The sequence below is a fragment of the Subtercola sp. RTI3 genome (assembly GCF_035018625.1).
Taxonomy (GTDB): Bacteria; Actinomycetota; Actinomycetes; order Actinomycetales; family Microbacteriaceae; genus Subtercola; species Subtercola vilae.
Window position 1 is genome coordinate 1 of sequence record NZ_JASJXO010000046.1, and the last position, 13,701, is coordinate 13,701.

Below are 13,701 nucleotides of genomic sequence, written 5' to 3' on the forward strand. Positions count from 1 at the left end.
AGATGTGTATAAGAGACAGTGGTAAGGTGGGAGCTTCAGATACGAGAAGGAACGAAGACGAGTGAACGCCTCATCAGCAGCCCAGTCCGTCACCTCCCAGAGCGCGCAGGGTGTACACGTGGGTGTCGTGGGCGCCACCGGTCAAGTGGGCAAGGTCATGCGCCAGCTGCTCGATGAGCGCAACTTTGCTATTGCGAGCATCCGGTTCTTCGCGACGTCTCGTTCTGCCGGCACCACCCTCACCTTTCGTGGCGAAGAGATCACCGTCGAAGATTCGGCCACGGCCGACCCGTCGGGGCTCGACATCGCTCTCTTCTCGGCCGGCGCCACCGGCTCGAAGGCGCTCGCGCCGAAGTTCGCCGCGGCCGGCGTCACCGTCATCGACAACTCGAGCGCCTGGCGCATGGATGCCGACGTGCCCCTGGTCGTCAGCGAAGTGAACCCGCACGCCATCGACGAGGCCCGAAAGGGCATCATCGCCAACCCGAACTGCACCACCATGGCGGCCATGCCCGTTCTGAAGGTGCTGCACGCCGAGGCGGGCCTCGAGCGCCTCATCGTCACCACCTTTCAGGCGGTTTCGGGCTCCGGTCTCGCCGGGGCTGAAGAGCTGGCGACCCAGATCGAGGCCGCGGTGTCGCAGGGCAGAATCCTCGACCTCGTTCACGATGGCAGCGCCATCACCTTCCCCGAGCCCGTGAAGTACGTGCGCCCCATCGCGTTCGACGTCATTCCGTTCGCCGGCAACCTCGTCGACGACGGCCTGAACGAGACCGACGAAGAGAAGAAGCTCCGCAACGAGAGCCGCAAGATCCTCGAACTTCCAGAGCTCCTGGTGAGCGGAACCTGCGTTCGCGTGCCCGTCTTCACCGGCCACTCGCTCTCGATCAACGCCGAATTCTCGCGGTCGATCAGCCCCGAACGTGTTGCCGAGCTGCTGGCCGTCGCGGCCGGCGTCGAGCTCACCGACGTGCCCACCCCGCTGCAGGCCGCCGGTACCGACCCGAGCTATGTGGGCCGTATTCGTCAAGACGAGGGGGTTCCGGATGGTCGGGGTATCGCTCTGTTCGTGAGTAACGACAATCTGCGAAAAGGCGCCGCCCTCAACGCTGTGCAGATCGCCGAGATCATCGCGTCCCGCCTTGCCGCTGGCGAGCCGACCCCGGGCCGGTCTGCCGCTCTCGTCTGACGCGCCGGGCTGAACCCAGCAGGCAGCATCGGCCGTTCGTTTATCTGCGGCAGCTGTTGCAACCCGGTATCTACGGGAGCCCGTCAACCCGGCGCGAAGCTCGTGCTGCGTTCGAGGGTAAACCGCCGAGCGGTACTCTAAAGGCATGAGCGACTCTCTCCCCGGTTGGTCTGAGATCAGAAGCGACTCAGCGCCAGCCGAGCGGCTCGTTCGCCGTGCGTTCTTCTGGCCTGTTGTGTCGGTCGCTGTTCTGATTCTGGTCGCGGGGGTTTTCAGCTTCTCCAGGGTTTCATCGGTCGATGTCTTCTACTTCGTTGCGCTTTTCGTCTCGTCAGCGCTGGTCGCAGACTTTCGCTTTCAGATCGGTCGACTGGCCGGCTTGCCTTCGGTCAGCACCTCGATCGCTCTCTTGGTCACAGCCGAACTGCACAACGAGCTCTTTCCCTCGGTCGCGGCGTGGGCGCTCGGCTTCTTCGTCGGCGCTCTGTTCAACTCGCGCAGGCTGGTCGCCGCAGCCTACGCGAGCGGCATCGCCACGATCGGCGCGGTCATCTGGTGCCTGGTCGTTCGTGAATTCGACAAGCTGGGCTTCTCGCCCGTGCTCTACCTCTATCTGGCCACCTTTGCATACCTTCTGCTGGTGCTCGTGCTCGAGTTCGCGCGTGCCAAAGGCCGGTGGAGCGCCCGGCGTGACTTCGGCCTCTCGAGCCTCAGCCCGCGCCGACTGCTGGTCATTCTGCTTGTTGTGGGCACCATGGCGCTGGCCATCCACTTCTCATACACGACCCTGATACCGACCGTGCTTCAAGAGGCCCAGACCCATCGCGCAGCGGTGCTTCTGCTGGCGATCGCAGCGGTGCTGTTCATGCTGGCTCGGTTTCAGCAACTGCGTGACCTACAACGGCGACTCAAGGGGCTCACCGATGCTGCGCTCGGCCTGCCGTGGAAACACGAGCACGGCCTGGGTGAGATTCTCATCGAATGGGCGCGCCAGACCATCATGTCTGACCGGCTTGAGATCGCCGCAGAGCCGCCCGGGTTCGCGCAGATCGGCTACCCGGTTCGATTGGCGCCCGGCGACAGTTCGTACATCGTCGCCACCCGGGAGCTGAACGGTATTCCGTTCAACCGCGAAGACGAGCGGGCGCTCGAGGCGCTCGCCCATCTCGCCACCGAGGCGGCCAAGGTGACCGAAGACATGGCGGGTCTGCTTCTGCGCGCGAACAGTGACTCGCTGACGGGCCTGCCGAACTACAACGCATTTCGGGCTGCCCTGATCAAGGCGAACGACAATCGTGCGTATGCGGCGGCGATCGCCGTGCTCTTCATCGATATCGATCGCTTCAAACAATTGAATGACAGGCGTGGGCACCACGTGGGCGATGTGATGCTCACGACCGTTGCCGACCGGCTGCGAGACTCTGCCCGCCCGCACGATGTGGTGGCACGCGTCGGCGGTGATGAGTTCGTGGTCATTCTCACCGAACTGCACTCGCTCGAAGAGGGCAAAGAGCTGGCCGAGTCGCTTATTCGGAGCACGGAGGCCCCCTTGGTCGTCGAGGAGACCGAACTGCGCCCGGTGCTCAGTGTGGGGCTCGCGTATTCGGCGCACCGCGAGACCGATGCGAACCAGCTGGTGGTCGACGCCGACCGCAGCATGCTGGCTGTGAAGAAGAGCAGGCGCGAGGGTGGCCCCGCTGCCGAGAGCACTATCAACATCTCGCCCCACCGCTCGGCGCGCATCAACGACATCGTCGCCGACGCCATCGGCAAAGACGAACTGACCCTCGTTTATCAGCCCATCGTCAACATGCTCGAGAACCGCATCTGGGCTTTCGAGGCGTTGGTGCGCTACACCGATCCCGAGCTCGGGGCCATTTCGCCTGGCGCCCTCGTCGAACGCGCGAAGAGCCTCGGCCTGATGGATGTGCTGACCCGCCAGGTGATGGCAAAAGCGATGACCGCGGCCCGGGCCATCCAGCTCATCGAACCATCGATCGCCACGATGACGGTGAACCTCGAGGTGGGTCAGATAACGGATGACCATGTGGGCCTCTTCGCAAAAGACCTCGCCCGGCGCTACCCCTCTGTCTCACTGTGCCTCGAACTCAACGAACGCTCACTGAGGTACGTGACCGACGATCTCCGCCGTCAATCGCAAGAGCTGAGAGACGCCGGAATCCTCATCGCCCTCGACGACTACGGTTCTGAGAACTCCTCGGTGGGCTCGCTGGTGCGTATCCCGATGGATATCATCAAACTCGATCGAAGCCTCATCGACGACCTCGACGACTATCGCCAGCGCGAGGTTGTGAAGGCCCTGCAGGGTTTCAGTGATTCGACCGACTACCTCACCATCGTCGAAGGAATCGAGAGCGCCGAGGCTGCAGAGATACTGGTGAGCGTGGGCGTGCGAAACGCTCAGGGCTATTTCTACGGCAAACCCGAAACGTACGAGCAAGTTGTCAAGCGAATTGCCCAGTATGGCGCAACCGCACAGGTGCCCTAGGATAAATCGCAACATGAACCCCTCACCCGAAACAGTTAAATCGGGAAGAAGGCCGCTCGCGATCGTCGAAGATCACGAGCTGGTTCTCGACGGGCTCACCAATTGGTTCGGTACCCACGCCCACGATTTCGAAGTGGTCATCTCTGCCTCATCGTGGGGCGCCCTCATCAGGCACCCCGCTTTTCCGCCAGATGTGGTCGTCATGGACTACCAGCTGGCCGAGCCCATCTCCATCGAGTCGCGAATCGGCCTGTGCGCGGCGGCCGGTGCGGTGGTCGTGGTCATGAGTGCCGTGACCGATCAGGTCGACATCGATCGCATCATGGCCGCGGGGGCGGCGCGGTTCGTTCCCAAAGCCAACCCGGCGGCCGATGTTCTGGCAGCCGTGCGCTCGGCGCTCGGTGTCGACGACGCCCAGGGTCTCGCTGCGGCGCGCTTCAGCGACGACGAGATAGCGGTTCTCAACCTGTACGCCGATGGTCACAATCCGGTTGAGGTTGCGCTGCTGCAGAACTCGCGGCCAGAGGCCGTGCGAAAGATACTCGCGGGCATCCGATCGGCGTATGCCACTCAGGGCCGGCCAGCCGATGACCGCGAAACGCTGATTCGGCGGGCTGCCGAAGACGGGTACCTGCGCTGATGACCGCCCTGCCGCCCCGTCCGCCGCTCGAGAAACCGAAGCGGGGCAGAGACCGCAGCACAGACCCCAGCAACGACCGCAGCAACGACCGCAGCCGAACGGGCCTCATCGTGGCGATAGTCGCACTGAGCCTGCCCGTCGTTCTGCTCGCCGCCTCGCTCTTCGCGTTCGCGGGTGCGGGGGTGGGTGCGTTCGGCACGGGCAGCGCTTCTGGCGACTCGGCCGGCCCCGTGAGCCCGTTGACCGGCGAGAATTTCTACGTCGACCCCCTGTCGAAGGCCGCCTCTGCCTCGGCCGCAGCGCTCGCCGCCGGCGACACGGCGGGGGCCCAGACCTTCGGCCGCATTGCAGCAGTGCCCACCGCCATCTGGCTCACTCCCGAACAGCACCCCACGGGTGCGATCACCGCGTACGTCGCCGGGGTCGAGGCGGCCGCGAAGGCTGTGGGCCGCACCCCTCTCTTCACGGTCTACGGGGTGCCGAACAGAGACTGTGCCACCGGGCAGTCGGCGGGCGGGCTGAGTGCAGCCGAATACCCCGCGTGGGTCGCGGCCATCGCCGCAGGTCTCGACAGCGACAACACCGTCATCGTTCTCGAACCCGATGCTCTGGCGCTCGCCACGATGTGCAACAACGTCGACGAGCGGGTGCGGGAGATCAGCGCCGACATCGACGTGCTCGGCCCGGCCCACGCAACCGTCTACATCGACGCCGGCCATTCGAAATGGGGCCGCGCAGCCGACATGGCTACCCTGCTGAATCGTGCAGGAGTGAACAAAGCCCGGGGGTTTGCCACAAATGTCTCGAACTACAACCCCACCTCGGCCGAGCAGACCTACGCCGCACAGATCAGCTCGCTCACGGGCAATGCGCACTACGTCGTCGATACTTCTCGTAACGGCAATGGCACTACTGGTCAGTGGTGCAATCCGCCTGGCAGGGCGCTCGGGGCAGAACCCTCTGAGACGAATGTGGCCACCAATCAAGACGCGAATCTCTGGGTCAAGCCGCCGGGGGAGAGCGATGGCACCTGCAACGGCGGGCCTGCCGCAGGCCAATGGTGGGCATCCGGCGCCCTCGCCCTCGCCGCAGACGCAGGTTGGTGATGACCCCCCAACGGGTTCGGAATCGGCCGACGCGCCAGTACGCTTCATATATCGAGGGGAAACAATGAGCAGCACTGACAGTTCTAGCGAGCGCCGCGTCGCCGTCATCATCGAAGACGACGCAGATATTCGCAATCTTCTCGAGACGGTTCTCACCCAGGCCGGGTTCGAGACCGTGGCTACGGGCAACGGTCTCGACGGGGTGCAGGCGGTTCGGGCGTACAACCCGCTGGTCACCACTCTCGATGTGAGCCTGCCCGGAATCGACGGGTTCGAGGCCGCGAAGCGTATTCGGGCGTTCAGCAACACCTACCTCATCATGCTCACCGCGCGCAACGACGAGATCGACACGCTCGAGGGCCTGCAGGCCGGCGCTGACGACTACCTGACCAAACCGTTTCGCCCACGTGAACTGCGCGCACGCATCGAGGCCATGCAGCGGCGGCCCCGCGCCATGGCCGGTGACGAACCAGCTGCGGCTCGTATCGCCACGGTTCCGGATGCCACGCCTCAGGCGCCCGCAGCCGCGCCCGCCACTGCGGTTGCCCAGGTCGTCGCTGCTGACGCCTCCGGGTCGGCCACCACGGCTGCCCTGGCCGCAGACGGGTCGGCTCTGCCCGCCCCGCACGACACGTACTCGGCCGAAGACGGCTGGATCGAGTACAACGGCCTCTACGTCAACTCAGACATGCGTCTCGCCGAGAAAGACGGCGCCGTGATCGAGCTGACGCGCAGTGAATTCGACCTGCTCAACGCCCTCATGTCGAGCCAGCGCCGGGTGCGCAGCAAAGCCGACCTCGCGCTGCTGCTGCGCGGTGAGAGCTACGTGACCGCGCACTTCGTCAGCGAGAGCGACAAGCGGGCCATCGAGGTGCACATGGCTAACCTTCGCCGGAAGCTCGGCGACAGCCTCACGGCTCCGCGTTGGATCGAGACGGTGCGCGGCATCGGCTACCGGCTGGCTGCCGCCGAGAGCGACTGAGCCGAAAACAGCCGGGCCGAGCGGCCGCCGCCGGTCATCCGTCGCCCAGAATACGCACGAGTTCGGCGCAGGTCTCGTGACCGACCTCGGTCAACCGCGGCAGATGCCTCACTGCGCCCGCGGTGTCGCCCTTCTTCACACAGGTGTGCACCATGCCCGCGATGGCTTCGAGAGTCGTCGCGCCCAGCATGTGACCGCTCGACTCGATGCTCAACAACACAACGTCGGCATCGTCGAGGTCGCCCGTCGACAGCGCCCGTTTCAGCCGAAACGAGCGGGGCTCCCACATGCTGATGAAGTCGTCGACAAACGAGCTGCGCTTGCCTCGAGTTGCCGGAAACTGTTGCACAAGCGCGAACAGAACCGGCCACTCGATGACCGTACCTTGACTCAAACCTTGTACCCGCGGTGTCTGCGTGCGAGCTTGCCGAACATGCCGAGGGTCTGCAGCACGGTGATGACGCCGAGTGCCGGCCAGCCGATCCAGAGCAGAGTCGACTGAACGACGATGGGGAGCATGAACCAGATGACCACCATGATGGCGAAGATGATGGCGACGACGAGCAGTGGTGCGAGGTAGGCGTTACCGCGGCCCTTTTCGGCCTTGGCCTGTGCGGCCCAGTTGTCGACCTGCTTGCGGCTCAGAAACTTGCTCCAGGCGCGCACGAAATGGCCGATGCGAATCCACATGTAGAGCTCGGCGGGAACGAAGAGAATGGCGAAGAAGATGTCTCTCGAATTGCGATTCTTCATCGACATCGCGGTGCGCAGGTTCAAGAAGATGGCCACCACGGTGGGAATGAGCCAGATCGGGCTGAACACGAAGGCGTGAATCGAGAGGGAGAAGAACAGCAGCACGATGAACATGAGCCGGGTGACCACGTTGACGAGCATCGAGAAGTTCTCCACCCACCGCAGCCGCAGGTTGGGGTGAAGCGGCTGGCCCTTCGTGTCGCCCCGCTGGCCGGGCCACATGAGCTCGATCGCACCGAAGTTCCACTTCACCTGCTGGGCGTCGAGACCGCGCATGGTGGTCATGCCGCCCACGTCGGCCCGGGCTTGGGCACTGATCTTCGTGAGGTAGCCGGCACTCTTGATCTGAAGCGACAGCAGCGAGTCTTCGACCTCGCTGTCTTTCACCCAGGGGGTGGTCTGGTGGTTCTCCACCATGGCCTGGCGAAGCGCCTGCATCGAGAAAATCGAGAACTGGCCGCCCAACACAGCCATGTTGCGGCCACGCAGCATGTTCTGCATGTTGAAGGCCGCGAACTGGGCGCGCTGGCCGGTGACCAGAAAGGCGCTCATGCCCTTCATCTGAGTGTCGTCGATGGAGAAGATCGCTGAGATGCCGCCGATGCGGCTGTCAGACATGATCTCGGCGCCGAGTTGCTCGACCGCGTCGGTGGCTGCGGTCGTGTCGCCGTCGACCCCGAGAAAGAAGTCGCAGCCCTCAACCAGCTGAAAGCCGTAGTTCAGTGCCCCGACCTTCTTGTCTTTGTTCTTGCCGATGTCGTGAACGTAGACCTCGGTGAACTGCTCGATACCATCGCGCTCGATCATGTGGGGGCCGGCGAATTTGGCGGCTTCGAACACGGTCTTGTCAGTGGTGTTGTTGATCACTACGTGAATGACATCGGGAACACGGCTCTGGGCGAGCAGCGAGGCCAGCACGGCGCCGATCGACTCTTCTTCGTTGTACGCCGGAATCACACAGCCGATGGTTGGCCGATAGGTGGGCAGCGAGTCGACCGACTCGATGAAGTCGTTGGCGTAGGCGTCATCGACGGCCGTGTCTGTGACGTAGGGGTTCAGGCTCTCGGCCATCGTTTTCTCCCGGGGTGTGTGAGGCGGTAATTTCGGCGTTGAGATCAGTGTGCAGCACCGACCGCAGCAAATCGCCAAGGCCACCTCAGCTTCACCTCAAGATTTGATCAAGACACCCGTCAGGGGGGCATTTTCTTGTTCAGACTCGTTTTCTGCCCGTATGGTTGGGCTCACTTCACCGCACACCGAGAGGCATTCGATGTCACCAACCACTTCTGCCCGACCGAACAGACTGAGGCGCGCCGCCATCGCCGCGTCGCTGGGTCTCGCCGCCATGACGAGCCTGAGCGCCTGCGGCGTGGCACCCTGGCAGGTGAGCGCCTCTGGAGTGCCCTCCGCGAGCGACGCCAGTGCAGCACCGAGCGCGACCCCCGCACCCCAGGCCACCATCACTCCCATCGTGAACGACCTCGCCACCGGCACCGCCCAGCACCTGCTGCAGGCCGGCGACATTGCTCTCACCGTGAACTACTTCTCGACCTTGAGCATGGACAAGTGGCAGGCCTCTGCCAACAAGCCGGTCAGCTTCAACATGATCGGAGTGCTCGGCAGTGACCAGGGCCAGCGCATCTATCTCTCTCGCGTCTCGCTGAGCCCGGCTGTCACCGACAGAGACGGCATAGCGCTGGCCGCCCCGGCCACGCTCAGCGACCAGGCCACCGTGGCGCCCGGTTACTTCATCAAGTCGCCCTACAGCTACAGCGAGACGTTCGTGTTGCCGCCGGTCGACCCGGCCGCCACCGAGATCACGCTGCAGTTCACCTTCGAACTGTTGCTGCAGACCACGCCCACCTCGTCTGACTATTCGAAGCAGACGGCCACAGACACCATCACGGTGGCTATCGCGAAGTAGCGGTCACCGCGCGGCCCACCACGATGTGGTTTCCGCCAGCGCTGCGTGCGGCGAGGGTCGCGGAATCGAGGGCGGCGCTCAGGGTGGCGAGGTCGTACCCGAAGACGTCGGTGTCGACAACGCCGAAGCTTGCCGTTGCACGTATGCCGCGCGACTGGTCGATGGGTTCATCAACGAGGGCATCGCGAACATCCGACGCCACACTGCGGGCTTCGTCACCGGTGACCACCATTACGATGACGAATCGGCCGGCTCCCGGATGCCCGATGAGCGTGCACGTCGGGGCATGATGCCGCACGATCTGAGCTACCGACGTGATCGCGTCGTCGCCGAAGTCACGGCCAAGGGCGGTGTTCATCTCGGGCAGGCTGTCGATGTCGACAGCGACCATCTCGAGTCGGTCTCCGTTGAATTCGGCTCGCTCGAGCCAGTCTTCCCATTGCTGGGCGAACGGCGACGCCGAGAGGAGCCCCACCACCGAATTGACGCCAACGGTTCGGTCGCCGAGTGCCTGGGTGTCGGTGCGTTCGGCTTGCAGAATCGAGATGCTGATGGTGTTGACCACGACGAACATGATGATGAGCAAGGTGGCGGCCTGACCGCTGAAGTAGTCGACGAAGAGGTCGCTCGTGGGGCCACTGACGGCGAACACTACCGTTCGTGCGGCATAGAAGGCGGCGAGAATGATCATGCTGCCGGCCACGATGCGCGCGTTCAGGTTGCGACGCAGACGCCCGCGCAGGCACTCGACGCCAGCCAGACCGCCGAAGACCGCCACCAGGGGGAACAGCATGAGCGAGCCGAGCCACTGCCCCTGGCTCGAGGCCGTGAGTGATTTCGGCCGTTGAAGACCCGGGCACCCGACCAGATGGCCCCGGTCACGAGACCATAGGCGGCATTGCCGATGATCAGTATCCATTCGGCGTCTGGGTTCACGGCCCAGATTCCGTAGCAGAGCGCGGCGAGCATGCCGCCGATGAACGAGACGCTCCAGATGCGCCCGGGAACATCACTGCGCCTCATTGCCGTGTTGATCACGAAGGTGAGGCCCGAAAGCACCACGACGATTCCGTTGATGACCAAGAGGGTCTCGAGATCTAGCCGCACCATAACAACTCCCTGTAACCCTCAAGCCAACTCTAGGTGCTCGACCGGCACCCGCACGGTGAATTTCGAGCCCACCCCGAGCTCGCTGGTCACCGTGAGGTCACCACCGTGCTGGCGAACGATGTCTCGCGTGATGCTGAGCCCCAGACCCGAACCGTGGATGCTCGACTTGCGCACACTCTCGGCCCGAAAATAGCGCTCGAACAGCTGTGTCTGCTCTTCGTCGCTGAGCCCGATGCCGGTGTCGGTGACCGTGACAATCACGTCTGTGGAGGTGGCAGTGACGGCAACCGTCACGTCGCCGTTCTCCTTGTTGTACTTGATCGAGTTCGTGAGCAGGTTGTCAATCACCTGTCGCAACCGAAACCCGTCGGCCACCAGCAGATGCGGGGCATGGGTCACCAACTCGAGCGTTATTCCGCGCTGCTCGGCCAGCAGCTGTTGCGCCTTGATCGAGTCGCCCACGATCTCGGTCATGTCGCACCCGGTGAATGACATGAGCAACGAGTGATCGCTGGCGCTTGTCGCCGTGAACAGATCGGCTATGAGGGCCAGCAGGCGGTCGGAGTTGGTCGACGCCACGGTGAGCATCGCGCGCGTCTTCGGTGCGATCGTCTCGTCGTCGAGCGCCAGTTCGAGGTAACCGAGAATAGAGGTGAGCGGCGTGCGCAATTCATGCGAGACCGAGGCCACCAGATCGTCTCGAGCCTGAATCGCGTTGATCTCGCGCGTCACATCGCGGGTGACCATGATGCCGCCGTCGTTCTGGCCGTGCGGGCCCACAATCTGCCGCGCCGAGACCGAGAGCGCCTTGCGACGCTCGCCGGGTTCGCCCACCCAGACGATGACGTCGTCGAACGCGCGGCCGAGAACCGCCTGGCGGTAGGGGCGTTCCTCTTCTGGCACGAGGGTTTTGCGGTCGGGGCCGTAGAGGGTGGGCAGCGCGCCTCCGCTGCCCACCGGCCGGCCGAACTGGGTGATCAACAAGCGATAGGTGCTGTTTGCGAGAGTTTCGCGGCCCTGACTGTCGAACGCCACGACGCCGAAGTCGACGGAGTTGAGTACGGCATCCAGAGTCTGCTCCTGGCGCCGTGCCCGGTGATGTGCGCCCTCGAGCAACGTGGCCTGCTGGCGCACCAGACCGAGCTGCGCTGCCGATCGCTTGCTGCGCAGATACGTCACCGTAGCGATGAACGTGAGGGTCACCGGCAGCACGATGAGACCGGGTACAGCCGTTTCGTCGTGCACCGACCCCCCGAGCGCCGCAGCGACCCAGATGAGGGCGGCGCTCGCGCCTGCGCTCGCGATCGTGCCGGCGAAGCCGAAATACGTCGACAGCCAGATGACGGGGAAGGCCAGCAGAACGCCGGTCGTCAGGTCGGTGCTGCCATGGCCGAGCACGGTGACGGCCAGCATGTCGGCGGCGGGCAGAACGGCGACCCAGGGCCGCTTCAGCAGGCCCCACGGCACCACGGCAGCAAGCGCCGTGACCACGAAGATGCCGGTGGCTCCCGCGACGAACAACGGGTTGGCGACGACCGATGGTTGAACGACGAATTCGACGCAGATGAGCAGAAGGGCTGCTGCGGCGAGCGGCAGCTGCGACTGAAAGACGGCACGCTCGAGGCTCGCTCGCCCTGCTGGCCCGCCCGCCGCGTTTGTCACCCGTTAAGACTAGGGCTAGTGCAGCAGTAGCACAGTCGGAACCCCGACAATGAGACCGATGAGATACCCTGCCAGCACATCGGTGGGGTAGTGCATGCCCAGAATCACGCGGCTGACACCCATGAACAGCACCACGATGACCGCCGCAGGCCAGAGCCACGGAACGAACGCGGTGAACACCACAGCGGCCGCCATCGTCGATGAGGCATGCGAGCTCGGAAAACTGAGCTTGCTGGGCGCCGTGGCGTACACCGTCACCGGGCCTCCGGATGCACCCGGCCGAGGTCGGCGAACAATGCGTTTGATCACAATAGAAAGACCGTGCGCCACCACGACCGCGAGAGTGCTCCACAACCAGGCCCACGCGTGCGGCGCGTCGATGAGAGCACCGATCACCCCGAGCACAACCCAGCCGGCCGCGTGTTCGCCGATGAAGCTGAGCGCTTTCGCTGGGGCGACCAGGCCGCGTGCGAGAGGAGTGGCCTGCACTCGAACGATGAACGCGGTTTCGGGTGACGTCGTCATGGGGTTCAGAGTAGCGGCATGCGGCTTAGTATCAATACGAGCGACTTTGTCCCCGTTCGGGGGTGGGCCGAAGCGCCGGAAGGAAGAGATGTCGCTTGTTCTGCCGACAGACGTCGAGGGCGCATCGACAAGCCACGCGTTGGGTCGTGCGGCCATCTGGGTCAGCGGGGTCTTTCTCCTCAGCACTTTCATTCTGGTCTTCGCGCTGAAACTCGTTCTGCCGCAGGTCAGCGTGGCTCTTGCGCTTGTGGGTCTCGGTCTGGCGGGCATCGGTGTGGGCTGGGCGCTGGTCACCCGCAACAGAGCACTCGTATTGACACTCATGCTCGTCGCTGCGGGGGGGCTGTACCTCTACTCCTTCGAGATTGCCGTTCAGTCGGGCCCCGGCCGGTTCGCCTCCGATTCTGTGCTGTTGTCGATGCCGAAAATCGCGATGACGGTGGTGGGTGTCGCCGGTCGCACTCTCGCTTCGAGCATCGTTCGTTGCTCACTCGGGTTCGTGCTGGCGTCGGTCGCGGTGCAGGTCGGAGGCCACGTCGGGGGCATGAGGTTCGCCTTCGACTTTCCGTCGATTGCCACATTCGTCGGGCTGATCGTGCTGCTGCTCGGCCTTGCGGCCGGCCGTCGGCAAGCGAATCGGGGGTCAGACACGATGCGGTTCGCCGCGTTGGCCGAAGAACGCTCGATCGAGAGGTCGCGCATCGCCACCCGTGCCCGGGCGGCACTGCACGACACCGTGCTGAACGACCTGCACGCGCTCACGCTCAGCGACGTGGGCACTCTCACTGACGCCCATCGGGCATTTCTCGCGCGTGACATCGCGTCACTCACTCACCCGGCGCTGCTGCTCAACGAGGCGACCCTGCGAGCGCGGGCCGGGGGAGACGCGGTGCTGAGCTCGGGGCTCGGCCCGGTCATCCGGTCAGCCCGCCAGCGTGGCCTAGTGGTGGAGATCAGCGGAGACCCGCAGATTCTGGCCCAGCTCGAGCCCGGAGTGGTGAGCGAGGTGGTCAAAGCCGTCGATCAAGCGCTCGTCAACGTGAGCAAGCACGCGAATGTGAACGAGGCAGAGGTGGCCATCGTTGCCGGGGTCGACACGGTCAATGTCGTGGTCACCGACGCGGGAACGGGGTTCGACGCGAGTGCTGTCGACGCGCAGCGCATGGGGCTTCGCGTGTCGATCAGCCAACGCGTCGAATCAGTGGGCGGTACCGTGCGCGTGTGGTCGACGCCGGGCTCGGGCACTGCTGTGCTGCTGTCGGTTCCTCTCGCTACCCCAGGGGCGGTGACCTAGGTGTTCG

Annotated in this window: 13 protein-coding genes; 7 read left to right on the top strand and 6 right to left on the bottom strand. The window is 64.3% G+C overall.

What is annotated here, in order from left to right:
* The first annotated feature begins 61 nt into the window (after nucleotides 1-61).
* The 5 genes from QN358_RS14605 (at nucleotide 62) to QN358_RS14625 (ending at nucleotide 6,426) form a co-directional block, all read left to right on the top strand.
* A complete protein-coding gene (locus tag QN358_RS14605) occupies nucleotides 62-1,189 on the top strand; it encodes an aspartate-semialdehyde dehydrogenase (protein WP_323512804.1) in 1,128 nt (375 codons plus the stop codon).
* Between the two features lie 145 nt (nucleotides 1,190-1,334).
* Nucleotides 1,335-3,698, top strand: a complete 2,364-nt coding sequence (locus tag QN358_RS14610; RefSeq protein WP_136643645.1) for a putative bifunctional diguanylate cyclase/phosphodiesterase — start codon at nucleotides 1,335-1,337, stop codon at nucleotides 3,696-3,698.
* Between the two features lie 13 nt (nucleotides 3,699-3,711).
* A complete protein-coding gene (locus tag QN358_RS14615; RefSeq protein WP_323512805.1) occupies nucleotides 3,712-4,338 on the top strand; it encodes a response regulator in 627 nt (208 codons plus the stop codon).
* Nucleotides 4,338-5,444 carry a glycoside hydrolase family 6 protein gene (locus QN358_RS14620; RefSeq protein WP_136643647.1) on the top strand — a complete coding sequence of 369 codons (1,107 nt, stop codon included), beginning with the start codon at nucleotides 4,338-4,340 and terminating at the stop codon, nucleotides 5,442-5,444. The genes QN358_RS14615 and QN358_RS14620 overlap by 1 nt, the downstream gene beginning before the upstream one ends.
* A 64-nt stretch (nucleotides 5,445-5,508) precedes the next feature.
* Complete coding sequence (locus QN358_RS14625) at nucleotides 5,509-6,426, top strand: response regulator transcription factor (protein ID WP_136643648.1); 918 nt, start codon at nucleotides 5,509-5,511, stop codon at nucleotides 6,424-6,426.
* Nucleotides 6,427-6,460: 34 nt separating this feature from the next.
* Here QN358_RS14625 and QN358_RS14630 read toward each other — a convergent pair whose 3' ends face one another.
* Nucleotides 6,461-6,820 (bottom strand): hypothetical protein, encoded by a 360-nt coding sequence (locus tag QN358_RS14630; RefSeq protein ID WP_136643649.1) that lies wholly within the window; start codon nucleotides 6,818-6,820, stop codon nucleotides 6,461-6,463.
* Nucleotides 6,817-8,250 (bottom strand): glycosyltransferase family 2 protein, encoded by a 1,434-nt coding sequence (locus tag QN358_RS14635; protein ID WP_136643650.1) that lies wholly within the window; start codon nucleotides 8,248-8,250, stop codon nucleotides 6,817-6,819. Before QN358_RS14635 ends, QN358_RS14630 begins: the two co-directional genes overlap by 4 nt.
* 199 nt (nucleotides 8,251-8,449) lie before the next feature.
* On the opposite strand from QN358_RS14635, the gene QN358_RS14640 reads away from it, so the two are divergent.
* Nucleotides 8,450-9,103, top strand: coding sequence for a hypothetical protein (locus QN358_RS14640; protein ID WP_323512806.1), 654 nt, complete (start codon nucleotides 8,450-8,452; stop codon nucleotides 9,101-9,103).
* Here QN358_RS14640 and QN358_RS14645 read toward each other — a convergent pair.
* Genes QN358_RS14645 through QN358_RS14660 form a run of 4 tightly spaced genes read right to left on the bottom strand, consistent with a single transcriptional unit; the run spans nucleotide 9,090 to nucleotide 12,400 of the window.
* Nucleotides 9,090-9,896 (bottom strand): diguanylate cyclase, encoded by an 807-nt coding sequence (locus QN358_RS14645; RefSeq protein WP_323512807.1) that lies wholly within the window; start codon nucleotides 9,894-9,896, stop codon nucleotides 9,090-9,092. The two genes, QN358_RS14640 and QN358_RS14645, sit on opposite strands and share 14 nt — an antisense overlap.
* A complete protein-coding gene (locus tag QN358_RS14650; RefSeq protein ID WP_323512808.1) occupies nucleotides 9,818-10,213 on the bottom strand; it encodes a hypothetical protein in 396 nt (131 codons plus the stop codon). Before QN358_RS14650 ends, QN358_RS14645 begins: the two co-directional genes overlap by 79 nt.
* A gap of 18 nt (nucleotides 10,214-10,231) precedes the next feature.
* The gene (locus tag QN358_RS14655; protein WP_323512809.1) at nucleotides 10,232-11,875 is read right to left on the bottom strand and encodes a sensor histidine kinase; all 1,644 of its coding nucleotides are present in this window, start codon (nucleotides 11,873-11,875) and stop codon (nucleotides 10,232-10,234) included.
* Nucleotides 11,876-11,890: 15 nt separating this feature from the next.
* Nucleotides 11,891-12,400 (bottom strand): phosphatase PAP2 family protein, encoded by a 510-nt coding sequence (locus QN358_RS14660; protein WP_136643654.1) that lies wholly within the window; start codon nucleotides 12,398-12,400, stop codon nucleotides 11,891-11,893.
* A gap of 88 nt (nucleotides 12,401-12,488) precedes the next feature.
* On the opposite strand from QN358_RS14660, the gene QN358_RS14665 reads away from it, so the two are divergent.
* Nucleotides 12,489-13,694, top strand: a complete 1,206-nt coding sequence (locus QN358_RS14665; protein ID WP_323512810.1) for a sensor histidine kinase — start codon at nucleotides 12,489-12,491, stop codon at nucleotides 13,692-13,694.
* Nucleotides 13,695-13,701 lie beyond the last annotated feature (7 nt).